Genomic DNA, 23,659 nt, shown 5'->3' with positions numbered 1-23,659 from the left:
CGCCGTCACCAGGCACGAGCCAGACGAGCCCACTATGCCCGCCGCCTCACCCTCGAACTCCAGCCATGATCACGAATGGCGGCTGCCGTACTAGGTGAGCGGTCGAGTCGTACGCCGCCGTGATCGTGGCGGCGGGTGGTCCGTGGGTCGGCGTGGCCGAGGCCGTCTTGGACGTCGTCGAGGGGGACGCCGGCGTCGCGGGCGAGGGTGGCGTAGGTGTGGCGCAGTACGTGCGGGCTCATCACGACGGTGATCCCGGCGGTCTTGGCGAGCCGGCGCAGCAGCCGCCAGATGGCGCCGCGGTCGAGGCGGCCGCCGGAGTCGGTGACGAACAGCGGCCGGCGGGTGCGGGCGCCGGCGCCGCCGAGCGGGACGGGCAGCCGGTCGCCGCCGAGGTCGTCGCGGCTGGCCAGGTAGGCGTCCAGGCGCTCGAGCACGGGGGCGGGCAGGGCGACGACGTGCTCGGCGTCGCCCTTGACGGTGAAGCGCAGCACGCGGTGGCCGCGGTCCTGGCCGAGCTCGTCGACGTCGGCGCCGACCAGTTCAGAGACGCGCAGCCCGCACATCAGCAGCACGGCGACGATCGCCGCGGTGCGCAGCGCCTGCGGGCCGGTGTCCGCGTCGGCGCCCGCGAGCAGCGCCCGGGCGTGGTCGCGGGTGAGCGAGGCGGTCTTCGGCGAGCGGGGCGGCTTGGGTTTGCGCTTGGGGTCGATCGCGGCCGGGTTGGCCCGCTCCGTGTGGCCTTCGGAGATGAGCCACCTGTAGAACGCGCTGACCGCGGCCAGGCGGCGGCCGCGGGTGGCCGGGGCCTCGCCGGCGGCTTCCAGGGTGCCCAGCCAGGCGTGGGCGTGCACGGTACGGGCGGCAGTGAGCGGGTCGATGCCGGAGTGCTCGAGGAAGGTCAGCCAGTTGGTCAGGTCCCTGTCGTACGCGGCCAGCGTGTTCTTCGAGCGGTACCCGATCCGCCACTCGCGGCGCAGCTGCTCAAGCTCGTTGACGGAGGTGCCCATTCCGATCGCGGGCAGGATCTCGCCGGCGATCACGCCGGCCGCTCGTGCCCGTGGAGGCGCCTGCAGACCTCGTCCTCCAGAATGCGGGACCGTTCGGAGCGCGGTGGGTGCCGTGTCTGCGGCGGGATCGTCGCGCACGAAGTACTCCTTCGAATCGCGTGGGCTGCAGGGCTCGGACTCATAGGGTGACGCTCACTCATGGGGTTCAGACGTCACCGCTCTTCTTGCCTCTCTCTGGCAGCGGCGGCCAGGCCGGTGCCGGCGACCAGTGCGCGGGCGGCGCAGGTGGGGTTGTCACTGAGGAGGTTGACCAGGATGCCTGCGGCCATGGTGCCCAGCAGGAAGCCGGCGATGACGCCAAGCCGGCCCAGCGGCGACCGGCCGCGGCCGGATAGGGCCGGCGGCGGGTCGGTGGTCATGGTGTCGAGCGTGGCGGGCGCCCGCGAGCCGGAAAAGCCCAATTGATGCCTCCATAAGATCAGTTATGGAGGCATCAAGCGACGAGATGGCGCCGCGTGGAATCAGGTGCCCGACGGCACCCTCCAGCCTCGCCCCACTCGTGAGGGTCAGGCCTCCACGTTTTCGAGCCGGTACGGGCCACTGCCCGTACCGCTGATCCGGCTATCTCCCCCCGCGCACCCGGCGTCTCACCGGCGATACATGCGGCGCGCTACCCACCAAGTCCCCCAGGTCTCGCAGGCCTGCCTCCTTGAGAAGCCTCGCCCGCTGCCTCTTCGGCAACCGGGCGAGGGCCTGATGCATGGAGGACAGCAAGTTCAAGAGCACGGCGCGCTCCGCGTCGTTCTTAACCTCGTAGAGGTGGACCCCGCTGGAACGCGCGGCTTGCAATGCCTGGACGGTATCGGCGAGTTCGGCGGTCGGCACCTGCCTACGGACCAGCACCATCGCCGCCACTTGTAGTGCCGCCAGCGCCACCCACCACACCGGCTCCGGCACCCCCAGAAAACGCGGCTGGAGTCTCAGCAGTTCGTAGAGCCACCTCGCCGCCGCGGCAAGAACGTCGTGCCCGTCCCCCGGCAAGAGACCGAAAACGACGGCGACAACGATGATCACGGCCAGGAAGCCACTGAGACCGCTGCGGAGCTTCTCCAGGCCTCGGTCGCGGTGAGCGGAGAGGCTGCCCTCCGCAACCTGCATCGTCGCCGCTGCGCTGGCTCTCGACATTCCGAGCAGGACAAGCAGGCGTACAGCGTGGTGCTGTCGTGGCGTCAGCTTGCCCAGTTCGCAGTGGATCTGGTCCGTCTGGGCCCGGGCAACAAGCTGTTCTTCGGGCGTAGCAGGCTGTACGGAGAGCTCGAGCGCCGAGACCTCGTCGTACGGTGCCCCGGTGAAATGCTGTCGCTCGCGGGCGGCCCGCAGCACGTAGCGCCGAGCCACTGTGAACATGTAGTGCTCGGGCTTGCGGATCTCGATCCACCGCTCGAAAAGTTCGAGGAAGGTGTACTGGACGACGTCTTCGGCCTGCAGGGTGCCGGAGGGGATTCGGTACTTCGACAGCTGGCGCTGGGCAAAGGCGAGCAGAGCCCGCTCGTGGGCGACCACGAACTCCTGCACGCCGAAGCGATCAGTGGTCGTCACTTTCGTCCCTCGTCGGTCGGTGGGAGCCGCACATACCAGCTAGCGCCACCCGGCAAGGTGCCACCGGCCTCCCCGCCCGCGGGGAGATGACGCAGCACGCGGACTACCGCAGCGTGCGAATCCGCCGGCCGCTGCCGCGCGGCCACCATCACCGCCCAAGCTCCCAGCCGCGCTGCCCACTCCATCACGGTCAACCATGAGTGCCCGTCCACGTCCAACCTCCGCGCGAGACTACGCCGAGCATCGACCACGCTGGCGTTCTTGCTCTCTACGGGCACGAATGACCGAGAACCGTTACCAAGCCGCGGAAAAAGTTTTGGGCGCCCGCGACGACGTTCACCTGCCCTACGCGTAACCCCCGGAGCGAACCTGGCCGCGCTTTCCCGGCAACCGCAGGTCAGTGCGGTCTCATGCCGCCAGTGCGTCGCGTGACCACAACGGCAGATCGCCCGGCTGCAGATCGCCGCGGCGGCGCAGGTAGCGGTCAGATGCCGGGCCCGGCCCCGCTCGAACGCAACGTCGACCTGGAACTCGGCAACCACCAGAGGCTCGATCGGCAGATAGCGCATCGCGTCCCGCAGACCGGCCGGCCCGCACCAGGAGCCCGGCAACGGTACCGGTCACGGATACGGCGCGGCAGCAGGGCACAGCAGACCGGCGAGATCCTCCTGCTGAAACGCAGCGATCTGGCCGGTGCGGGCACCGCAGCCGGCCGTGCTCGTCGAACCGGCCGAGCAGCACCGACCGCGGCGCGCTCACCTAGCCGGTGAGCCCGGCGATCACCGCCTCGGTGGTCAGCCGGGTCTTGTACTTGCTCCACCCGGCCCGCCCCGGCGTGTATCGGCCGGCCAGCACCTTGACCACCAGGCCCTCCACTCCAGTGGCTGCCCAATCCCGCATCCATGCCCGCCCCTCGGCCACGTCGGTGGTCTGCGGGCACAGCACCAGCGCCGGCGGCGTTGCGTCGAGCAGCTGCTGCAGCCGCGCCCGCCGCTCGCGCAGCGGCCGGTCGAGCAGGACCCGGCCCAGCTCAGCGAGCAGATCGAACGCAACCAGCTGCGCGCTCACACCGCCCAGGAGGCCGAGTTTCCTTCAGATGGGTCGCTCGACTCCTACCTCACCCGCATGGGCCACGAGATCAGGCAGCGCATCACCTTGCCTGGCCCGGACGTCGAAAGAGCTTGCATATCACTGCTGGAGGAGATCAACCGGGTGCTGACCAACGGTGGACAGGCTCAGGACGACCTCCTGCTGACCGCCCTCGCCGACGCGCTGCAGGCGGCGGTCAGCGCCTATGAACAGCACGGCATGCACGTGCCGCCCGAGCTGGTGAAGAGCACGACGGTGACCTTCGAGCATCAGCTGGGACCAGTACAGACGGTGCTGCCGATTCATTCACCGCGCTCGACCTGGACCCGCTGCCCGCGACCACCTGATCGGGCGTCAACTCAACGGCCAGACTCTCCCGAAGCACGGTGATCACCGCCGTTTGGACTTGGTGGCACATTTCTTGCCGACACCCTCGTCTTGGTCGGCGCGCAACGTGGTGGTCAGCGATCTGGTCCGCAGCGGCGTCCGGAAGCGGGACAGAGGCTAAACGACAAGCTGAGGGCACCACCACGAGGGCGTAGTCAAAGCCAACCCGGTTTGACCCCTACGAGTCAGACTTGCGGACGGCGGTCGAGGTCCGCTGTCTCCTACCCCTCAGCAGAGCAATCGCTTCACGCAGAGTGATGGTGAAGATCTGCTCTTCGGTCCTGAGCTGGCGGATGACATCGCCGTACGAGATGTGCGGCCCGTACTGATCGTTGGTATCCGCGAAGACCTTGACACCGTCGGAGTCTGTGGCGAGCACCCGCGGAAGGCTCAACAGCCGCAGCGCATGATCGAGGGTGAGATCCTCGGGTCGGCTGAACAGGGGAACCTCCTGATCACCGCTGACCACAACATAGCTATTTGCCCGCCTCGGGGTGCCCTTGAGCGTCACGGTGCGACCGGTCACCGGGTCTTTGCCCAGATCGGTGACCACTTGTCGACCCAAAAGGTCCCAAGCCCGCTTCCGGGCCCGTTCCGCGCGCTGGGCTTCCGTGCGCCGGGCTTCCCAGGTGCCATCGATGTCGGCCTGATCTTCCTCCGCTTCAGCGATGTCGATGAGCCTCTGAGCAGACCTTGTGAGCCAGTCCTCGGCGGGTGAGGTCTTAGCGCGCCGGACTCCTCGGGGGGGGCAACGGCTTGTCGGTAAGTTCGGTAAGTTCCTGGGCGAGCCTGCTGAAACTATCCTCGGCGGGTGGGTTCTCGGCGCGTCGGATTCCCGCGCGGCGCAACACCTCGTCGATGAGTTCCTGTGGAACATCCTGGCCCAGCCGGCCGACGGACGACTGCTTGAAAACCTCGTCAGGCAACATCGCCTTTCCCCCTTTTCAGGATCTCCCGGCGATGCCGGTACACGAGTGCCTCGACGGCCCGGCCAGTCACATCCAAGATCTCACCGATCTCCGCGTAGCTGAACCCCTCGCTGATCAACACGAGGGCCACGGCGGTACGCACGCCCATGGCAGCTAACCGGCGTTTCAGCTCCATCTGGCCGATGACCTGAACCTCCGGCCCGGGCGTCGCGTCCGGCAAACTCGTCATGTCCTCATGACCGTCACCACGGGTGATCGGTCGCCAGGAGGCCTCCTCGCGCTGCCAACGGCGAAACACGTTGGGAAACGCGTTGATGCAGGACCCGATGAAGTAGGTAGTCAACGATCCTTTTCGAGGATCCCACTCGGATAGTTCCAGCGCGAACGCCTTAAAGTCGCGCACGGCATACGCGACCGTCTCCAGCGCGAGTTCGGTTCGGTCATCGGGGGTCAACCCCGGAGGCGGTGCTCCTATGGGGCGGCCGCGGGCAGCGCACTCGCGGAACATCATCCCGGTCGCCAACCACGCCTGACAGACACGGAAGCCATACCCCGCCAGGTCATTCATCAGGCGCTCGTAGTCGGGCCCGACGAGCCCATCGTCAATGGCCTTCTGCCAGACCTGGCGATCCGCGAGCTCCTCCGTGGCCGGGCGCCCGTGGGTATGAGGGGGCAACTGATCGGCGGCTGGGCATCCGTCGGTGGGACGCGCCAACTCCTGCGCGGCTGGGCGCCCGTAGGCAGGAGGCGCTGCGTCTGGCGCATGCCGCGCTGTCGCCTCTTCAGCCATGCTCACGCTCCCGCGCTTGTCGGTGATCGTTCATGTCCTGATAGGTCAGCCCCGTCGCGGAACCCCACGGACAGGCCATGTGACATAGGCCACATTCTATGGTGCGGGGTTCACGGCGCGGGCCGACCTACAGCTTCGGCAACTACTCCACGAGCCAGGGAGATGTCATGCGTCGGCGGTCGTCGGGACGAGCCCGGTTCCTCATCTTCTGTTTCATCGTCATCGGAATCTGCGTGGATTTGTTCCCGAACGTCCACGTCGAAGTCCGGCCGGCGATCACGGCGTCACCCGACGCCACCGTCAGCTCCACCCGGGCCTAGCCCAAACGCCCAATGCACCGACCCGCCATCGGCGTCATACCCCGGCGACGGGCGACACCACAGGAGGAATCCATGAACACCAACCCCACCGGCAAAGTACGGACCGGCACGCGCAGCTGGCGGTATGCCGGCGTGCGTCACCTTGCGGCAGGCGCTGCCGCAGCCGCCGTCACCTTGGCAGCCAGCGCTTCGCCTGCCCTGGCGTCCAACTCCACGATCTCCATCGGCGTTGCCCGGATCACCGACAAAGTCTTCTACGGCGACGGTAGCTACTTCAACGTCGGCGACTACGACAACATCTGCCTCGTCATCATGAACATGAAGGCCGACACCATGTTTTGGACCGTCCGCTCAAACGTGGAGCAGGAGTGCCACACCATCATGGGATCCCACTGGTTCACCACAATTACCACCCGTGTTGCCGAGACGGGGTGCTGGAACTACTACGCGCGGGTCTCGGCATACAAGGACCACAAACTCGTCGCCAACAAAGAATCCGACTGGATCTATTGGTGCCCGGACCCGCCAGCTGCCAACCACCCCAACTGGGGCGGCTAACGACACCTAGTGCCGGTGTTCGATAATTACGACACGCTCCAACGCCGGCGCGCTGCGCATGTGCTGCCGAGGACCCGGGCAGTCCCGCCCTAGCCGAATTGCCGGCGCATTCAGGCCCGCCAGCGCACATGCTCGGGTCCCCTGCAGCACCGTCATCTGGAGCGATCCGCAACCCGGCATGACCATCTGCTGGGCCGAACCACCCTGGCAGCTCGACGTGATCGCGGTCAGCGATCTCGACCCTGACGCACGAACCCGGCCGCCTCAGCGCGACCAGCAGCGGCTGGATCCACACAGCGGGCCCCCGGCCCCGTCATCCTCGGCCGCCCGAAGTGACGCATCCGAGCCTTGCGGCGGCGGGACCGCTTGTTCAGATAAAAGCAGCGCGGCGGTGAACGGGAAGCACGCGTTACGCGGCTCGTCACCCTCCTGTGCGGGCATCCGCAGGTAGGCGCAGAGCACATCGATGCAGGTCTGCCGGCCCTCCGGCCAGTGAGACCACCCAGAGCAGCCCGGTCCGGACATCAGTGACCTTCCCGATGCTCCACACGCCACCCAGTCCACGCGACGCCCGAGCCCGCCGCCCCGGTAACCCACCCGGATTCACTCGTTACATGCCGCCACCTGCGGCACTCACCATCTACAACACCCGGGTCCGCCGATAGGTAAGCCCATCGAGCTGCTCGATGGGCAGCAGGTTGCGGTACCAGATCGCCGCGGTGGGCGGGATGTTCGCGTGCTGGCTCACAATTGCGGGTTCGGCGTGGCCTTTCGTGGTGGAAAGGACAGTTCCGCACCAAGAAGAAGTCGGACCTCAACGTCATGACGATTCCCAGTACGACTCCCCCCGCCCAACGTCGGCGGTCCGAGCCCGGCACCGTCGTCACGGCCGCTTTGGCTCGCCACCATCATCCGCATCACCAGCGCGCTGGTCACGACGATCACCGGCTGTCAGCGGCAGCTACCGGCCACCCGCCGGCACGCTGCCGACGGCAGGCGCGTTTTCTCGACACTCCCGGTGACGGCCGGGCCCGGGGCCTCGCAGGGACGAGGCACCGGGCCCGGCCGGGGCGGATCGGTCAGACGGGCTGGGCGTCGCGGGAGCGCAGCCCGGCGATCCCGACGATGATCCCGCCGATCCCGACGAAGCACAGCGTCGTCGCGCCGAACAGGACGAACGTGGCCAGCCCGAGACCGGGCCAGACCAGGATGGCTATCGAGGCGAGGACTACGACGAGGCCGAGCCCGATCCGCAGGCCGCTGCGCGGCGAGCCGACCGAGGTGAAGATCTCGGCGAGGCCGTCGAGGAGCCAGCCGAGCGCGACGATGACCAGCAGCAGTGTGATCGAGCCGGCCACGTTGCGCAGGCAGAGGATGCCGAGCAGTCCGACGAGGACGCCGAAGATGACGCCGAGGATGCGGGCGCCGGCCGAGGACTCCTCGTCGGTGAACAGGAACTGGCAGGCCCGGACCACGCCGAGGATCAGCAGGTTCAGGCCGAACAGGACGCCGACGACGTGGAGGGTCGCCGACGGCCAGGCGAACGCGACGATCCCGAGGACCAGGGCGGCCACCCCGGCGATCAGGCTGGCCCAGCCGGTGGTTCGTGTCATGGGAACCCCCTAGCGGTAGCGGACTTCGCGGCCGTGCACGGCCAGGGCGTAGATGACCAGGATGTCGGTGGCGATGACGATCGAGCACCAGATCGGGTACGCGGGCAGGAACATCATGTTCGCGAACGCGCTGAGCACCGCGACGATGATCCCGACGACCCGGGCCCACATCTGGCCGAGGAACACGCCGATGCCGGTGAGCACCGCGAGCGCCCCGATCAGCAGGTGCGTCCACCCCCAGCTGGTGTAGTCGAACGTCAGCACCAGGCCGTTGCGGGTGGTCAGGAAGTAGTCGTCCTTGAACAGGGCGACGAATCCCTCGATCATCTGGAAGCCGCCGGTGAGCAGGAGCATCACGCCGGCGAAGACGACCGCGCCGACCCAGGCGGTGGGTTCGCGCGCCGAACCGGGCGGGGTGTAGGGCTGCTCGTCGCCGTACGCCGGGTTCTGCTGCTGTGTCTCGGACATCAGATCTCCTTGAGGAATCGTGGCGGCGTCAGCGCGCTGAACGCCGCGGCTACGTACGGGCCGACCAGTTCGGCCCGGTCCAGGCCGTCCGCGGCGACCTCGATCACCGTGCCGGGGGCGACGCAGACCCGCACCGCGATCAGGTTCCGGCCGCGTATGTGCCGGCGGACGACACCCTCGGACAGCACCACGCCCGGCATCCGCCGGATGCGGTCGAACACCGGCCCGCGCCGGATGACCAGCAGGTCACCGGTCCAGCGGGCCCACATCCACCGGGACCACCCGCGCCGGAACCGGACCCGGCACCGGAACGCCGGGCCGTCCTCGGCGAACGCCTTCCGCGTCCGCCGTTCCCGGCCGGCCGCGCACAGTGCCAGCAAGACCAGGACGAACAGCGACACCATGCTCATCGGACCTCCTCTCCGATCGCGTCATCCCCGGTGGATGACCCCCGGCTCCAGTTGCGCGGGCGCCAGTTCTCGACGACCTTGGCCACCGCCGTGACCAGGAACAGCTGCCCGGTGAGGGCTTCGAACACGGCGATGGTCTGGGCCGGGTTGCCGGCCGGGACGAGGTCGCCGTAGCCGGTGGTGGTCACCGTGACGAAGCTGAAGAACAGCGCCTCGGACAACGGCGGGTCCCCGCGTTCACCGAAGAGCGGCCCGGGCTGCAGTTGCGCCAGGCACTCGTAGGCGAACCCGAAGGCCATCCCGATCAGCAGGTACGCGGCGAGCGCCCCGAGCATCGTCTGCAGGTCCACGGTGTCCCGCCGGCCCAGGTCGCGGACGATCGCGAACGGTGCCAGCAGATACAGCACGCTGGCCGCGGAGAACGCGATGGCGGTGAGCGGCCCGACGTCCAGGACGCTCAGCACCGCCGCGACCAGGGCGAGGACGAACACGACCGCACCGGCCAGCCGCAGCCCGGGGCGGGCGCGGGCGACCCGCAGCGACTGCCAGACCGTGACGGTCTGCACGGCGAGCAGGACGGTGACCGTCCAGCGGTGCTCGGCGAAGATCGCCAGCACGTAGGTGCTCACGATCAGGAGCAGCACCGTGCCGTACCCGAATCGGGGTCTCATTCTTTTTGGTCGTCACCCGCCGGCAGCCGGCGGACCTCGATCAGCCGCAGCCCCAGCCCGTGGATCCGGGAGATCAGGCCGACCACGGCGGACTGGTCGGGCAGGTTGCCGTGCAGCACGGTTTCCGGCGGTTCCACGCTGACCGTGAGGTCGCGCAGTTCGTCGAGCAGTTCGTCCGGGATCACCCCGGAGACACGGACCTGGTAGGTCGGGTCGGGCATCACGTCCACCTCCTAGTCCACGGCCTGCAGGAGCCCGAGGCGGACGAGCCGCTCGATGCGCCGTACGGTGAACGGATGTGACTGCGGCAGTTGGGCCAGTTCCACCCAGAACCCGTGCAGCGCCTGCCCCTGCCGGATCAGCTGCTGCACGTCGGTGGTGTGCTCGGTGTGCCGGCCGGAGGCGAGCAGGACCAGGCCGGACGCGCCGTTGGGGCACAGGTGCGCGCCGTGCCGGTCGCACGAGTACTCCCGCAGCCGCGACAGGGTCGGGCCGAGCACCGGGATCTTCTCCGAGTAGGCGACCGACAGCTGGTACCACAGCGAGACGTGGTGCAGCCGGATGTGCCCGAGCTCGTGTCCGAGAATGAATCGCAGTCCCTCCCGGTTGTTCTGCTGCAGGTTCGCGAACAGTTCGTTGGAGAGCACCACGTAGTCGTGGCCGGTGGCCTGGGCCGCGAACGCGTTCAGCGTCCCGTTGCCGTTGGCCAGGTAGATCGTCGGCCGGCGGGGCAGTCCGAGCCGGTGGGCGAAGTCGTCGGCGGTCTTGTAGAGCTCGCCGTACTGATGCGGGCTCAGCTCGACCGCGGTGCCGCGCACCGACGCCCGCTGCGTCTCGCGGATGATCACCAGGATCGGCACCAGCAGCAGTAACCCGATGAACGCGCTGCGCACGGCGGTGGCCCAGCCGGTGTTCTCCAGCCGGTCCGGCAGATAGGGCAGAGTGAACGCGGCCTGCAGGATCAACCAGATGATGATCAGGTTGAGCACCACCATGAACACGTAGAACGGCATTTCGGCCGGATGCCGCAACCGTTTGCCGGCGGCTGTCGACGTCGACACGGTGTCCTCCTTCTCCGGGGCCCGCGGACTCCGGATGCCGCGGTTCGGTGCCGACTTTCCGCGCCGGGCCGCCGGCACACCTCATCCCGCCGGAGTGAGGCCGGTGGATGCCGCCCCGGGGACGCTTTTCACGACCGAAATGCACAAACCTGATTCGGTACGTACGGAAGGGCGGCGGTGGCGATGGGCGAGGGACGACCTTGGACGGCCCGGCTGGCGTTCGCCGCGGCCGCCGCGGCGACAGTGCTGGTCCTGGTGGTCGCGGGCGTGGCGGCCAGCCTCGCGCTGCTGCTCACCGCGGCGCTGGGCAGCGCCGTCACCCTGGCCGCGGCGTGGTGGTTCCTGTCCCACCGCGGGATCGTGCGCTGGGCCGCGGCCACGGTGGTGGTGCTCGCCCCGCTGGTCGTCGCGGTGCTGTTCGCCCGCGCGAACCTGGTCGCCGTCGTCACCGGGTTCGGGCTGCTCTGGGCGCTCGCGGTGGCCGCCGGCCGGCGCGCCCTGGCCGACCCGGCCCCGCCGGTGGCCTACCGGACCCCGGCACCCCGGCGACCGTTCCTGATCATGAATCCGCGTTCCGGCGGCGGGAAGGTCGGCCGGTTCGCCCTGGCCGAGCGGGCGCAGGCGCTGGGCGCGGACGTGTTCCTGCTGGACGGCCCGGCCGTCGACGTGGCCGCGGTCGCCCGCCGGGCCGTGCTCGACGGCGCCGACCTGCTCGGCGTGGCCGGCGGCGACGGGACGCAAGCCCTGGTCGCGGGGATCGCCGCCGAGCACGGCCTGCCGTTCCTGGTGCTCTCGGCCGGCACCCGCAACCACTTCGCGCTGGACCTCGGGCTGGACCGCGACGACCCGGCGGCCGGCCTGGACGCGCTCACCGACGGCGAGGAGATCCGGATCGACCTGGGGCTGATCGGCGGACGGACGTTCGTGAACAACGCGTCGTTCGGCGCCTACGCCGCGGTGGTGGCCAGCCCGGCGTACCGGGACGCGAAACTCGGCACCGCCCTGGACCTGCTGCCGGACTTCCTGAACCGCGGGTCGTCGCTGCGGCTCACCGCCGGCGACGTCACGCTGACCGGGCCGGAGGCCGTGCTGATCAGCAACAACATCTACCGGACGGACAACGGGCGGCGGCCGCGGCTGGACCGGGGCGAGTTGGGGGTCCTGGCGGTCGCCGTGCACCGGCGGCACGGTCTGACCGTCACCACCGCACGTGAGGCGATCGTGGACGCGGACACGCCGACGGTCCCGGTCGGCGTGGACGGGGAGTCGCTGGAGCTGCCCACCCCCGTACGGTTGAGGATCTGCCCTGGGATCTTGAAGGTCCGCGTGCCGCGGCAGCGCCCCGGCGTGCCCTCGGCGCCGGCGCAGCTGGACTGGGCACGGTTGCGGCGGCTGGCTTTCGCCAGCCGCCGCGGGATGCCGCTGTCAGCGCCGGCGGACGACGCGCCGGGTGACGCGGCGGGCGGTGCGGCGCCCGGTGCGACGGGCGACCCTGCGTGAACCGAACATGGTGATCTCCTTCTTCGCCAGGATCCGGCGGTCTCGATGTCGTGCAGTTCCCTGGCCTCGTCGGCGTTGAGCAGACCGATGCCGATCAGGTCGAACGGGCTGATGAACCCGTCCGCGAGCCGGAAGCCGCCGGCCCGCGCGATCGCGTCGCGCAGCGGCACCGCCCAGTGGTGCTCGATCATGATCAGCGCGGCCGCGCTGTCGTCCGGGATCTCCGCGAGCACGTCCCAGGCCTGCGCGTCCTCGAAGACGGCGACCTTGCCCTCGGCGTCGGCGGCCGCGGCACCGAGCGCGGCACCGGCCTCCATGCCCTCCTCGCCCTCGATGCCCAGGCCGACCAGGGCACCGATCTTGCTGCCCAGTTCGACGGCCTCGTCGTGGGTCAGGTTGCTCAGGTGCTCCACCTCCATAGCGCCCTTCTCGTCCTTGTAGACGGCGAGCGCGTCGATCACGCGTACCGTGTCGGTCTGCCGCAGCCGTTCCAGCTCGGCGATCACCTCACCGTGGAAGTCCGGGTGCCGGAAACCGAGCACGATCAGCTGGACGGGTCCGATGGCCATCTGCTGCCCTTTCGTTTCCTCAGATCCTGATTCGCGGCCCGCGGCAACCGCCTCATCCGGTACGGGTGACGACCGTTCACCACCCGCGAGCGACGCTGGCTCCATGAAGCGTTTCCTCGTGCTCGTCCTGCTCCTGTCCGGCTGCAGCAGCGCCGCCGAGGCCGCGCGCCCGCCGGTCTGCGACAGCTGGGACGCGGTGCAGAACACCGTGGACCACATCCGTGACGTCAACGTGTCGGCCAGCGGACTCTCCGCCCTCCGGCCGTACCTGACCCAGCTCAAGACAGAGCTCAACCAGCTCTACGTGGACGCGAAAGCGCAGTTCGGCACCGAGGCCGACGCGCTGCGGGTCGCCGCCGACCAGCTCGGCACGTCCCTGCGGGTCGCCAAGGACAACCCGGACGTCACCAACCTGGCCGCCGTGCGCGCCTCCGTCGGCGACGTCCGCACCAGCGCGAACACCCTGCACAACGCCATGCTGTCGACCTGCTGAGAGGGAAACCGGCCATGGAGATCGAGGAGAGCCGGGCCACCGGCTGGATCGCCTGGGTGCTCTTCGGCGGGATCCTGCTGGTCCTGCTGGGCGCCCTGCACCTGAGTGTCGGGCTGGTCGCGCTGCTGCGCCCGGAGTTCATCGCCGGGGACCGCGCCGACCTGCTGACCGACCTGCCGCTGGCCGGGGTCGGCTGGATCCACATCGTCGTCGGCGCCCTCGCCCTGATCACCGGGCCGTGCCTGATCCGCGGGCTGAGCTGGGCGCGTGCGGTGACGGTGGGGCTCACCGCGCTCGCCGCGGTGATCAACTTCGTGTTCCTCGGGATCTACCCGGTCTGGTCGGTGATCGGGATCGGGCTGTCGCTGCTGATCGCCTGGGCGGTCGTGGTGCACGGCGCCGAGGTCCCCGACGCGTACGGGAAGTGATCGGCCGGCTCGACGACTGGCAGCGACGGCACCGCGTCCCCGGCTTCGTCTGGGCCGTGACCCGCAAGTACCTCGACGACGGCGGGCCGCGCGAGGCCGCGCTCATCACGTACTACGGATTCCTCAGCCTCTTCCCGGCCCTGCTGCTGGGCGTGGCCGTGGTGTCCCGCGCCCTGACCACCCGGCCCGGCCTGCGGCAGGAGGTGGTCGGGGCGTTCGTGCCGCCGTCGCTGCGGGCCGACGTGGACGCGGCCGTCGCCGCCCTGCCGACCTCCTCGGCCGCGCTGGTCGTGGGACTGATCGGGCTCGCCTACACCGCCTCCGGGGTGGTGATGTCGGCCTACGCCACGCTCAACCACGTCGCCGCGGTCCCGCACCGGCGGCGCTCCGGACTGATCTCCTGGTACCTGCGGGTCCTCGCCGGCCTGGCCGTCCTGCTGACCGGCGTGGTCACCGCGACCCTGCTGCCCGCGGCCGGTACGTTCGTGGCCGCGTTCACCGTGCTGCAGCTGGTCGCGTGGCTGCTGCTGGACCGGCCGGCGCCGCTGCGGGCCCTGTGGCCGGCCGGGCTGATCGGGGCGACCGGCGTGACCCTGCTGCTGAAACTCGGCGCGGTGGTGCTGCCCGGGCTGATCCGGCGGGCCGGGCCGATCTATGGCGGGTTCGCGACCGTGGCGGCCGTCTTCACCCTGCTCTACCTGCTCAGCAACGTCCTGGTGCTGGCGGCGGAGGTGGCCGCGGTGCGGTGGGGACGGTTGTGGCCGCGGGCGCTGGACGGTTCCCGCCCGGCGCCCGCCGACCTGCGTGCCTACGAGCTGCTCAGGAAGGAGCAGGAGCGGCTGCCGGAGCCGCCCGGTCCGGCAGGAACCACGCCGCTACCAGGCCGATAGCGCCGGCCACCGCGACGGCGCCCATGGCCAAGGCGTACGCCGTCCCGGGTTGCGTGCCCAGCCCGGCCACCAGGATCGTCCCGGCGACCGCGCCGCCCAGCGCCGACCCCAGGTTCGACACGCTGCGGGACAGGCCGGAGATCTCGCCCTGCAGCTCCTCGCCGAACGCCGACTGCACCACGTTCACCGACGGCGTCAACATCCCGCCGAGACCGAAACCGATCACGAACAGGCCGGGGATGAACGCCCACACCGAGTCCGACGCGAAGACCAGCGTCAGCAGCAGGACGGTGCCCACCACGGTGATCAGGAAGCCGACCAGGATGAGGGTGCGCTGCGCCCGCCGCTTGGCGAACCGTTCCGCCGCCAGCGACGACAGCAGCAGCCCGGCCGTCGTGGCGGTGAACACCACGCCCGTCTCGATCGCGTTGTAACCCCGCTCCACCTGCAGGTACGCCGACACGACGAACGACGTGCCCATCAGCATCAGCCACTGGGCGGACTGGGTGAGCATGCCGAGATTCGACGTGCGGTTACGGAACAACGCCGAGGAGAGCAACGCGGGGCGGCCGGCGCGCTCCTTCGCTCGTACGCGCAGGAAGAACCACGTCAGCACGGCCGCGCCGGCCACCAGCAGGCCCAGCATCAGCCACCCGTTGTCGTCGGCGGCCAGGATCCCGGAGACCACCAGCACCAGCCCCAGCGCGGAGAGCACGGCGCCACCCGGGTCGGTCGGCTTCGACGGGTCCGGCGGCAGCGGGTCGTGCACCCAGCGTCGGCTCAGCACCGCGATCAGCAGCACCACCGCCACCTGGAACAGGAACGCGGCCCGCCAGCTGATCACCGTGGTGATGAACCCGCCGATCAGCGGACCCGTCGCCGCCCCGATCCCGCCCAGCGCGCTGATCGCACCGAACGCCTTCGCGCGCGACGTCAGATCGGTGAACAGCAGCGTCGTCAGGATGTAGACGGGCGGGATCAGCATCGCCGTGCCGACACCCTCCAGGATCGAGTTGCCGATGATCAGCACGCCGATGCCCGGGGCGAAAGCACTGAGCAGGGCACCCACGGCGTACACCAGTAGTCCGGCGGTCAGGCAGCGCTTGCGGCCGATCCGGTCGGTCAGCTTCCCGCCCGGGATCATCAGCGCCGCCATCACCAGCAGGAAGATCGTGATCGTCAGCTGCACCCCGGCCACCGTGGTGTCCAGGTCCTCGCTGATGTCGTTGATCATCACGTTCATGTTCGAACCGGCGAAACTGCAGATGAACTGCGCCAGCGCGAACGGGATCAGGGCCCGCCGCAGCGCAGCCTTGTTGTCAGTAGCGTCCACTGTCACGACTCCATCTCGGGCCGACCTCAAGCCATTCCCGCGTCCACGCGCGGTCCCGCCGCCGATCCAGCCCGGCACGGGCGATCCGGTACAGGCCGGCCAATCCGGCGGCCAGGCACAACACCACGGCCACGCCGATCGCCACCGACTGCGCGACCGGGTCGTGCTTGCCCGGCGGCGCCTGCAGTGCCCCCGCCCGGTCCACCCAGACCGGCACCCGCGTCCCGGCCAGGTCACCGGCGGTGGCCGGCACGAGCCCGGTCTGCAGGGTGCCGTCCGGCGCTCTCCACCGGGCCTTGGCGCTCTCCGAGGTCGCGGTCTCCTGCAGCAGGGCGTCCACCGGGAACAGGTGCTCGCGCTCCCACTGCTGGGCCTGCAGGTCCGACCGGTACCCGGCCTGCCCGGCCTGCCACGCCAGCAGCGGCGCCCCGGCCAGAAAAGTGAGGACCAGAAGGAAGACGAGCAGACTCTCGACCCGGTCCGAAGTGCGGCGCAGCAGGTTGCGCTCCCGTCGCCTGAACATGCGTCCCAGATTCACGGCGACGGGCCGCCACCGAATCACCCCGGCAGGGTGAGGGTCCGGGCGGGCTCTTCGGTGACGCTTCACCCCATGGCGCGTACGCGGATCCGCCTCACCCACGAGACCGCCGAGGCCACCGCCTCGGGCATCTACGGCATCATCGTCGGCGCGGCTGTCCTGGTCACCGCGCACAAGGTCGCGGCCTGGCGGGAGGTCCTCGCCGTGGTCGTCACCCTGATCGTGTACTGGGTCGCGGAACGCTACGCGCGGATCGTGGCCGACCGCATCCACGAAGGCCATCGGCCGGCGTGGCACGTGGTGCGCGAGCAGCTGACCAGCGGCTGGGAGATCATCACGGCGTCGCTGGTGCCGCTGGTAGTCCTGATCGTGGTGCGCGCGTCGGGGGCCGCGCTGCTCACCGCGGAGATCCTGTCGCTGACGACCAGCACGCTGCTGCTGTGCCTGGCCGGCTGGCGCATCGGATCCGGCGGCCGCCTCACCACCGGCGAACGCATCGTCTCGACCGTGGTGGCCGGCGCGTTCGGCATCGCCCTGATCCTCCTGAAGACCCTCCTGCACTGACACCGGCCCGCCCGCGCCGGCCACCCACCGCCGGGCACATGCCGGAGCCCCCGCGGGCCACCCTCCCCCGGGCACATGCCGGAGCCCCCGCGGGCCGCCCTCCGCCGGTCAAGTGGCTGAGCCCCCGCGGGCCACCCTCCCCCGGGCACATGCCGGAGCCCCCGCGGGCCGCCCTCCCCCGGGCAAGTGGCTGAGCCCTGCGCGCCGGCCGGACGCTGAGCCACGGCCGGGGCCTGCGGTGCTGCGGCGTCGCGCCCGCCGCGGGCACGACCGCCGGCGTCCGGCCGGCCGGCGTCGCGCTCCGCAGGATCGCGCGGTCTACTTCGGGGAGAGCTGTTCGACGGGCCGGGAGCGGGGGACGGTGATCAGGCGGGCGGTTCGCCAGCCGCCGGCCACGAAGTGGCGTTCGGTCACGGTGGTCACCCCGTCGCCGCTGGTGATGCGGCTCCAGGACGGCGGCGTGCGGCGCACCCGGCGGCTCGTCGCCGTGCCGGCCACCACCACGGTGGTGCCGTTCATCGGGCGTACGTCGGGATGGTGGGTGTGCCCGGCCAGCAGCAGGTCGGCGCCCGCGCGCAGGAGCTTGCCCCCGTTGAGGAGGGTCCGCCCGAAGGGCGGGTGGTGCAGCGCGACCAGCCGCAGGTCATCCGGTGGCGCGGCGGCGAACGTGGATTCGACGAGGGCCAGCTGGGAGCGGCGGACCAGGCCGTCCTTCCAGCGCCACCGCGGCATCGACTGCAGCCCCACCGCGGTGACTCCGGGAAGCCGCACCACGGGATCCAGGTCGGCGGAGATGAACGCACGGTACCGGTGGTACGGACGGTACAGCCGCCACGGATGGTCGAGCGGCAGGTCGTGGTTGCCGGTGACGACCAGCACCGGGCCGGGCAGCCGGTCGAGGAACGCCCGGGCCAGCTGGAACTCGCCGGCCCGGGCGCGCATCGTCAGATCTCCGGTGACCACGGTCAGGGCCGGCCCCCACGCGGTCACATCGGCCACCAGCAGGGACGCGGCTTCCGGATCGTGGACGCCGAAGTGCAGGTCCGACAGGTGAGCGATGTTCACCTTGCGAGATGGTAGTCCCCGGCGGGGGTGACGACCGTCCCCGCTTTGCCGGCCAGGATGGCGGCGGCGTCGTCGAGGGCGCCGATCGCGGCGAGGCCGCCGGTCAGTTCGACGAAGCGGCTGACCGCTTCGACCTTCGGGCCCATCGAGCCGGCCGGAAATTTCTCCCGGCGCAGTTCGGCCGGGGTGGCGCGGGCGATCGGGGCCGGTGCCGGGCCGCCGAAGCCGCGCAGGACCGCGGGGACGTCGGTGAGCAGCAGTAACGCGTCCGCGTCGAGGGCTTCGGCGAGGACGGCGGTGGCCAGGTCCTTGTCGACGACGGCTTCGACGCCGCGCAACCGGCCGTCCTCGTCGCGGACGACGGGGATGCCGCCACCGCCGGCGCAGACGACGACCGTGCGGTCGAAGAGGAGCTGGCGGATCGTGCGGGTCTCGACGACGCGTTGCGGTTGCGGGGACGGGACGACGCGCCGCCATCCGGCGCCGTCGGCCGCGATCGACCAGCCGCGCTGCTCGGCGTACTGTCGCGCGGTCTGTTCCTGATAGACCGGGCCGACGAACTTGGTCGGGTTGGTGAACGCCGGATCGGCGGCCGAGACCAGGGTCTGGTCGAGGATCGCGGCGACCTGCCGGCCGGGCAGCGCGTTCTGCAGCGCCTGCAGCAGCCAGTAACCGATCATGCCCTGGGTCTGGGCGCCGAGGACGTCGAACGGGTACGGCACGTGCAGGCTCGCGTCGGCCGCCGACTGCAGGGCGAGCATGCCGACCTGCGGGCCGTTGCCGTGGGTGATGACGATCTCGTGCTCGGCGGCGAGCGGCGCGAGCGCGTCGACGGCCCGTACGGCGTTGGCCCGCTGGACGTCGGCGTCGGGGCGCTGGCCGCGTTCGAGCAGCGCGTTGCCGCCGATGGCGACGACGATCCGCATCACGAGCCCAGCGTGGCGACCATGACCGCCTTGATCGTGTGCATCCGGTTCTCGGCCTGGTCGAAGACGATCGACGCCGGCGACTCGAACACCTCGTCGGTGATCTCCAGGGCGTCGAGTCCGGTGTGTTCGAAGATCTCCTCGCCGACCTTGGTGCGCCGGTCGTGGAACGCCGGCAGGCAGTGCATGATCTTCGTGGCCGGGTTGCCGGTCGCGCGGACCACGTCGCCGTTGATCTGGAACGGTTTCAGCAGCCGGATCCGCTCGTCCCAGGCCTCTTTCGGCTCGCCCATGGACAACCACACGTCGGTGTAGAGGAAGTCCGCGCCGCGCACGCCCTCGCCGACGTCCTCGGTGTGGGTGATCCGCGCCCCGGTCGTCTCGGCGATGGCCTCGGCCGCCTTGATCACCTCGTCGGGGTTCCAGCGGGACTCGGGGGCGACCATGCGCACGTCCATGCCCATCATCGCGCCGGCGACCAGCAGGGAGTTGCCCATGTTGTTGTGCGCGTCGCCGAGGAACGCGAACGACACGTCGTTGTCGTGCTTGACCGTGTGCTCGCGCATGGTGAGCAGGTCGCACAGGGTCTGGGTGGGGTGCCACTCGTCGGTCAGGCCGTTCCAGACCGGCACCCCGGCGTACCGGGCGAGCGTCTCGACGCTCTCCTGGCCGAAGCCGCGGTACTCCAGGGCGTCGTAGAAGCGGCCGAGCACCCGCGCGGTGTCCTTGACCGACTCCTTGTGGCCGAGCTGGGTGCTGCCCGGGTCGAGGAACGTGACGTGCGCGCCCTGGTCGTGGGCGGCCACCTCGAACGCGCAGCGGGTGCGGGTGGACGTCTTCTCGAAGATCACCGCGATGTTCTTGCCGGTCATCCGGGGCACCTCGGTGCCGCTGTACTTGGCCGCCTTCAACTGGGCGGCCAGCCGCAGCAGGTAGCGCCACTCGCCGGGCGTGAAGTCGAGTTCCTTGAGGAAGCTACGGTTGCGCAGGTTCACAGACATGATCAGTTCCTTTTCGGTACGGGATCAGGCGGCGTCGCGCTCGACGGGGCAGGTCATGCAGCGTGGCCCGCCACGGCCGCGGCCCAGTTCACTGCCCGCGATGGTGATCACCTCGACGCCGTGTCGGCGCAGGTACGTGTTGGTGGTGACGTTGCGCTCGTAGCCGACGATCACGCCGGGCTCGACGGCGAGGAAGTTGTTGCCGTCGTCCCACTGCTCGCGCTGCGCCGCCCGTACGTCCTCGTTGGTCTCGAGTACCTGGATCTTGTCGATGCCCAGGGTCTCGGCGATCGTGGCGAACAGGTCGTCGTTGCGGACGACGGTGAGCCCGTCCTCGTCGTCGCCGGGCAGCACGGTCCACGACCGCAGGGCGTCCTGCAGGTAGGGGTACATCACGAAGGTGTCCCGGTCGATCATGGTCATCACCGTGTCGAGGTGCATCATCGCGTGCGAGTGGGGCAGCTCGATGGCGATCACCTTGGTCGCGGCGCCGGCCAGGAACAGGTTGCGGGCGAGGTTCTCCACGCCCATCGCGGTCGACCGCTCCCCCAGCCCGATCATCACCGCCGTTGCCGAGCACGTGGATGTCGCCGCCCTCCAGGGTGGCCGGCTGGTGCGGCTGGTCGTCGGCGCCGTACCACATGTCGAATTCGGCGAGGGTGAACATCGGGTGGAACCGGTAGATGGCCGAGCTGTGCACGGACTCGCGGTGCCGGGCGGCCATCGCCATCGGGTTGACGCTGACCCCGCCGTAGATCCAGGCCGAGTTGTCCCGCTGGAACAGGTGGTTGGGCAGCGGGGCGAGCACGAAGTCGTCGGCGCCCATCAGCTCCCAGCGCAGGCTGTTGACGGTGAACGCGGACAGCTCCTGCTTGAGCACACCGCCGATCAGGTATTCGGCCAGCTTCCCGCTCTCGGCCTGCTCGGCGAGCCGGCGCAGCGGCCCGGCCAGGGTCACGCCGACGGTGTCGTCGGTGATGATCCGGTCGAGGACCCAGTTGCGGGCGTGCGGGATGTCGAGCACGTCGGCGAGCAGTTCGGCGAAGTAGTGCACCTTGATCCCGCGTTCGCGCAGCACCTCGGCGAACGCGTCGTGCTCCTCGCGGGCCCGGCGCGCCCACAGGATGTCGTCGAAGAGCAGGTCCCTGACGTTGTCCGGGGTGAGGCGGCTGAGTTCGACACCGGGACGGTGCAGGATCACCTGCCGCAGGCGGCCGGTCTCGGAGTCGACGTGGAATGGCATGGTTCTCCCCGATCATTCGTGGGCGGGGACCGGCGGCGGCGCGGTCATGTGCTTACGGACGGACAGGTAGACCGGGATGCCGAGCAGGAAGGCGCCGCCGGCCATCAGGAACGGGCCCCACACCACGAACCAGCGGTCGTCGCCGGTGTTGCGCGAGTACCAGACGAAGAGGATCGAGAAGAGCAGGCTGAGGACGGCGATGACGACGTCGCGCGTCAGCCGGCCCTTGACCCGCCACTTGAGCTGGGCGAGGGCGCTGAACGCGTACGGGATGGCGGCGGTTATCCCGGTCATCAGCACCAGGGTGTTGAAGACGGTGGCCCCGCTGGCGCCCATGTAGCTGATCGCCATCGCCACGCTGCCCAGCACCGTCGACGACAGGATGCCGATGGCCGGCACGCCGCGGGACGACATCTTCCCGAACGCCGCCGGGAACACGCCGTCCTTCGCCGCCGCCAGGGGCATCTCGGCGCAGATCATGGTCCAGCCGTTGAGCGCGCCGAAGCCGGAGACGATCACCGCGAGGGCGGTGAGGTCGCCGGCCCAGGTGCCGCCGCCGGCCATCAGGTTCGCGGCCGCCGAGTAGGACGCCTTGTCCTCGGCGAGCGTGGTCAGCGGCACGATGCCGAAGACGGCGACCATCGAGAGCAGGTAGACCACGGCGGCGGCGAGGGTGCCGAGCACGGTGGCCCGGGGCACGTTGCGAGCCGGGTCGCGGACCTTGGCCGCGGCGACCGCGGCGCACTCCACGCCGAGGTAGCTGAACAGGCAGATCGCCATGGCGCTGCCGATCGCCTTCCAGTCGCTCTCCCCGCTGACGTTGGCGGGCTTGAAATTCGCCGTACTGATGAAGAACAGCCCCATCGTCGACATGATCACCAGCGGGATGAACTTGATGACGGTGGTCCAGAGCTGGACCACACCCATGTTCTTCACCCCGGACAGGTTGATCAGCGCCGGCACCCAGAGCCCGACCAGAGCGATGAGGATGCTCCAGCCGACTTTCCCGTCCTGGTTGACGAAGTGCTCCACGTAGTAGACCCAGCCGGTGACGATCGCGGCGTTGCCGGCCCATGCGGTGATCCAGTAGGACCAGGCGTTGGCGAACCCGACGGTGTTGCCGAACGCCGCGCGGGCGTAGGCGTACGGGCCGCCGTCGGCCGGCAGGCGCCGGGACAGCGCGGCGAACATCACGGCCAGGGCCAGCGCGCCGATCGTGGTCAGCACCATCGCGAGGATGCTGATCGAGCCGATCCCGGAGAGGGAGTACGGCAGGTTGAAGATCCCGACCCCGATGATCGTCCCGAGGATCAGGGCGGTGGCCTGCGGGAGCCCGAGCGTGCGGTTCACGGCGCGGCCGGTTCGAAGTGACCGAGTTCGTCCGCACCCTTCTGGATCACTCCGTAGGACGACTCCGGGACCGGCTGCCAGGCACCCTCGAGTTCACCGAGCGGCTCGGAGACGACCAGCCGGGTCTCCTCCGACAGGCGCTGGAGCTGCGGGTTCTCTGGGTAGAGGCGCTGCAGCGCGGTGGTCTCGGTGCTGTAGTACAGCGACCGGCTGCGCCCCTCGCTGGAGTACCGGAAGCACCACACCCGGTCGCCGTCGGTGGTGCCGACCGTCATCTGCAGCGGGTCCGGCACGCCGTGCGTCCGGCCGACCGCCTCGACCAGGCCGGCCATCCGCTCGACCGCGGCGACCGGCCGGTCCCGCAGGCCGAACGTGAGCGCGAGGTGGAACATCACCTCGGAGTCGGTCGAGCCCTCGATGGTCGGGAACAGCCGCGGGTCGACGGCGAGCAACAGGTCCCGTTTGAGTTTGTGGAACTCGCGGATCGAGCCGTTGTGGACCCACATCCAGTTCTCGTGGCGGAACGGGTGACAGTTGGTCTGCTGCACGGCGGTGCCGGTGCTGGCGCGGATGTGGGCCAGGAACAGCGGGGACGACGTCGAGCGGGCGATCTCGCGCAGGTTCGCGTCGCTCCAGGCCGGGCCGACACTGCGGAACAGCGCGGGATCGGCCGGCCCGTCGACCGGGTACCAGCCGACGCCGACGCCGTCACCGTTGGTGGTCTCCACGCCGTACCGGGAATGCATGCTCTGGTCGATGAGGGAGAAGCGTGGTCTGTAGAGCAGCTCGTCGAGGCGGATCGGCGTGCCCGAATACGCAAGCCACCGGCACATCGCGGCTCCTTCCGAGGTCGA

Annotated in this window: 27 protein-coding genes and 1 pseudogene; 8 read left to right on the top strand and 20 right to left on the bottom strand. The window is 69.9% G+C overall.

The genetic code is table 11. The annotated features are described in order from the left end of the window. Positions 1-32 precede the first annotated feature (32 nt). From ACH442_RS44515 to ACH442_RS44500, 4 genes are all read right to left on the bottom strand, one after another. Entirely contained in the window at positions 33-1,043 is a 1,011-nt protein-coding gene (locus tag ACH442_RS44515; RefSeq protein ID WP_396344232.1) for a tyrosine-type recombinase/integrase, read from the bottom strand. Positions 1,044-1,222: 179 nt separating this feature from the next. Further along, positions 1,223-1,429: a hypothetical protein gene (locus tag ACH442_RS44510; RefSeq protein WP_396344231.1), complete on the bottom strand. Its 207-nt coding sequence runs from the start codon at positions 1,427-1,429 to the stop codon at positions 1,223-1,225. A 202-nt stretch (positions 1,430-1,631) separates the two neighbouring features. Continuing rightward, a complete protein-coding gene (locus ACH442_RS44505) occupies positions 1,632-2,609 on the bottom strand; it encodes an RNA polymerase sigma factor (protein WP_396344230.1) in 978 nt (325 codons plus the stop codon). Positions 2,610-3,368: 759 nt separating this feature from the next. Continuing rightward, the gene (locus ACH442_RS44500; protein ID WP_396344229.1) at positions 3,369-3,677 is read right to left on the bottom strand and encodes a hypothetical protein; all 309 of its coding nucleotides are present in this window, start codon (positions 3,675-3,677) and stop codon (positions 3,369-3,371) included. Between the two features lie 57 nt (positions 3,678-3,734). Here ACH442_RS44500 and ACH442_RS44495 point away from each other — a divergent pair, with 57 nt between their 5' ends. After that, entirely contained in the window at positions 3,735-4,088 is a 354-nt protein-coding gene (locus tag ACH442_RS44495; RefSeq protein ID WP_396344228.1) for a hypothetical protein, read from the top strand. A 175-nt stretch (positions 4,089-4,263) separates the two neighbouring features. Here the strand turns inward: ACH442_RS44495 and ACH442_RS44490 are convergent, their stop codons facing one another. Then, positions 4,264-4,638 carry a topoisomerase C-terminal repeat-containing protein gene (locus ACH442_RS44490; RefSeq protein ID WP_396344227.1) on the bottom strand — a complete coding sequence of 125 codons (375 nt, stop codon included), beginning with the start codon at positions 4,636-4,638 and terminating at the stop codon, positions 4,264-4,266. 365 nt (positions 4,639-5,003) lie between these two features. Beyond that, entirely contained in the window at positions 5,004-5,804 is an 801-nt protein-coding gene (locus ACH442_RS44485) for an RNA polymerase sigma factor (protein ID WP_396344226.1), read from the bottom strand. 392 nt (positions 5,805-6,196) lie between these two features. Between ACH442_RS44485 and ACH442_RS44480 the strand changes: the two genes are divergently transcribed. After that, positions 6,197-6,682: a hypothetical protein gene (locus ACH442_RS44480; RefSeq protein ID WP_396344225.1), complete on the top strand. Its 486-nt coding sequence runs from the start codon at positions 6,197-6,199 to the stop codon at positions 6,680-6,682. 1,079 nt (positions 6,683-7,761) lie between these two features. Here the strand turns inward: ACH442_RS44480 and ACH442_RS44475 are convergent. Genes ACH442_RS44475 through ACH442_RS44450 form a run of 6 tightly spaced genes read right to left on the bottom strand, consistent with a single transcriptional unit; the run spans position 7,762 to position 10,905 of the window. Beyond that, a complete protein-coding gene (locus tag ACH442_RS44475) occupies positions 7,762-8,295 on the bottom strand; it encodes an HdeD family acid-resistance protein (RefSeq protein ID WP_396344224.1) in 534 nt (177 codons plus the stop codon). A gap of 9 nt (positions 8,296-8,304) precedes the next feature. After that, positions 8,305-8,763, bottom strand: coding sequence for a hypothetical protein (locus ACH442_RS44470; protein ID WP_396344223.1), 459 nt, complete (start codon positions 8,761-8,763; stop codon positions 8,305-8,307). After that, positions 8,763-9,173, bottom strand: coding sequence for a hypothetical protein (locus ACH442_RS44465; RefSeq protein WP_396344222.1), 411 nt, complete (start codon positions 9,171-9,173; stop codon positions 8,763-8,765). Before ACH442_RS44465 ends, ACH442_RS44470 begins: the two co-directional genes overlap by 1 nt. Then, entirely contained in the window at positions 9,170-9,844 is a 675-nt protein-coding gene (locus ACH442_RS44460) for a potassium channel family protein (protein ID WP_396344221.1), read from the bottom strand. Before ACH442_RS44460 ends, ACH442_RS44465 begins: the two co-directional genes overlap by 4 nt. Next, on the bottom strand, positions 9,841-10,065 hold the full coding sequence (locus ACH442_RS44455) for a hypothetical protein (protein WP_396344220.1): 225 nt from the start codon (positions 10,063-10,065) through the stop codon (positions 9,841-9,843). Before ACH442_RS44455 ends, ACH442_RS44460 begins: the two co-directional genes overlap by 4 nt. Before the next feature lie 12 nt (positions 10,066-10,077). Further along, positions 10,078-10,905: a M48 family metallopeptidase gene (locus ACH442_RS44450; RefSeq protein ID WP_396344219.1), complete on the bottom strand. Its 828-nt coding sequence runs from the start codon at positions 10,903-10,905 to the stop codon at positions 10,078-10,080. A gap of 183 nt (positions 10,906-11,088) precedes the next feature. On the opposite strand from ACH442_RS44450, the gene ACH442_RS44445 reads away from it, so the two are divergent. The 5 genes from ACH442_RS44445 to ACH442_RS44425 all read left to right on the top strand — a co-directional run bounded on the left by ACH442_RS44445 (position 11,089) and on the right by ACH442_RS44425 (position 14,785). After that, entirely contained in the window at positions 11,089-12,405 is a 1,317-nt protein-coding gene (locus ACH442_RS44445) for a diacylglycerol/lipid kinase family protein (RefSeq protein WP_396344237.1), read from the top strand. Between the two features lie 50 nt (positions 12,406-12,455). Beyond that, positions 12,456-13,004 carry a hypothetical protein gene (locus tag ACH442_RS44440; protein WP_396344218.1) on the top strand — a complete coding sequence of 183 codons (549 nt, stop codon included), beginning with the start codon at positions 12,456-12,458 and terminating at the stop codon, positions 13,002-13,004. Positions 13,005-13,077: 73 nt separating this feature from the next. Then, positions 13,078-13,467 (top strand): hypothetical protein, encoded by a 390-nt coding sequence (locus ACH442_RS44435; protein WP_396344217.1) that lies wholly within the window; start codon positions 13,078-13,080, stop codon positions 13,465-13,467. A gap of 14 nt (positions 13,468-13,481) precedes the next feature. Further along, positions 13,482-13,895, top strand: a complete 414-nt coding sequence (locus ACH442_RS44430; RefSeq protein ID WP_396344216.1) for a hypothetical protein — start codon at positions 13,482-13,484, stop codon at positions 13,893-13,895. Beyond that, positions 13,892-14,785 (top strand): YihY/virulence factor BrkB family protein, encoded by an 894-nt coding sequence (locus ACH442_RS44425; RefSeq protein ID WP_396344215.1) that lies wholly within the window; start codon positions 13,892-13,894, stop codon positions 14,783-14,785. Before ACH442_RS44430 ends, ACH442_RS44425 begins: the two co-directional genes overlap by 4 nt. On the opposite strand, the gene ACH442_RS44420 is transcribed toward ACH442_RS44425, so the two are convergent. Both ACH442_RS44420 and ACH442_RS44415 read right to left on the bottom strand, forming a co-directional pair. Next, on the bottom strand, positions 14,715-16,118 hold the full coding sequence (locus ACH442_RS44420) for an MFS transporter (RefSeq protein WP_396344214.1): 1,404 nt from the start codon (positions 16,116-16,118) through the stop codon (positions 14,715-14,717). The genes ACH442_RS44425 and ACH442_RS44420 overlap by 71 nt on opposite strands. Next, positions 16,105-16,641, bottom strand: coding sequence for a hypothetical protein (locus ACH442_RS44415; protein ID WP_396344213.1), 537 nt, complete (start codon positions 16,639-16,641; stop codon positions 16,105-16,107). Before ACH442_RS44415 ends, ACH442_RS44420 begins: the two co-directional genes overlap by 14 nt. A gap of 87 nt (positions 16,642-16,728) precedes the next feature. Here ACH442_RS44415 and ACH442_RS44410 point away from each other — a divergent pair, with 87 nt between their 5' ends. Then, positions 16,729-17,220 carry a hypothetical protein gene (locus ACH442_RS44410; protein ID WP_396344212.1) on the top strand — a complete coding sequence of 164 codons (492 nt, stop codon included), beginning with the start codon at positions 16,729-16,731 and terminating at the stop codon, positions 17,218-17,220. 318 nt (positions 17,221-17,538) lie between these two features. On the opposite strand, the gene ACH442_RS44405 is transcribed toward ACH442_RS44410, so the two are convergent. The 6 genes and pseudogenes from ACH442_RS44405 to ACH442_RS44380 all read right to left on the bottom strand — a co-directional run bounded on the left by ACH442_RS44405 (position 17,539) and on the right by ACH442_RS44380 (position 23,638). Further along, on the bottom strand, positions 17,539-18,285 hold the full coding sequence (locus ACH442_RS44405; RefSeq protein ID WP_396344211.1) for a metallophosphoesterase family protein: 747 nt from the start codon (positions 18,283-18,285) through the stop codon (positions 17,539-17,541). Next, positions 18,282-19,211, bottom strand: a complete 930-nt coding sequence (gene arcC, locus ACH442_RS44400; protein ID WP_396344236.1) for a carbamate kinase — start codon at positions 19,209-19,211, stop codon at positions 18,282-18,284. Before arcC ends, ACH442_RS44405 begins: the two co-directional genes overlap by 4 nt. Next, entirely contained in the window at positions 19,211-20,212 is a 1,002-nt protein-coding gene (gene argF, locus ACH442_RS44395; protein WP_396344210.1) for an ornithine carbamoyltransferase, read from the bottom strand. The genes arcC and argF overlap by 1 nt, the downstream gene beginning before the upstream one ends. Before the next feature lie 24 nt (positions 20,213-20,236). Then, positions 20,237-21,455 (bottom strand): annotated as a pseudogene (locus ACH442_RS44390) (arginine deiminase). Between the two features lie 12 nt (positions 21,456-21,467). Next, positions 21,468-22,805, bottom strand: coding sequence for an amino acid permease (locus tag ACH442_RS44385; protein ID WP_396344209.1), 1,338 nt, complete (start codon positions 22,803-22,805; stop codon positions 21,468-21,470). Then, positions 22,802-23,638, bottom strand: a complete 837-nt coding sequence (locus tag ACH442_RS44380; RefSeq protein WP_396344208.1) for a class II glutamine amidotransferase — start codon at positions 23,636-23,638, stop codon at positions 22,802-22,804. Before ACH442_RS44380 ends, ACH442_RS44385 begins: the two co-directional genes overlap by 4 nt. Between the last annotated feature and the right edge of the window lie 21 nt (positions 23,639-23,659).

It is taken from the genome of Actinoplanes sp. NPDC020271, assembly GCF_044388125.1.
Taxonomy (GTDB): domain Bacteria; phylum Actinomycetota; class Actinomycetes; order Mycobacteriales; family Micromonosporaceae; genus Actinoplanes.
Note: the sequence above shows the minus strand (reverse complement) of the source record. Positions and strands in the feature narration are given on the sequence as shown.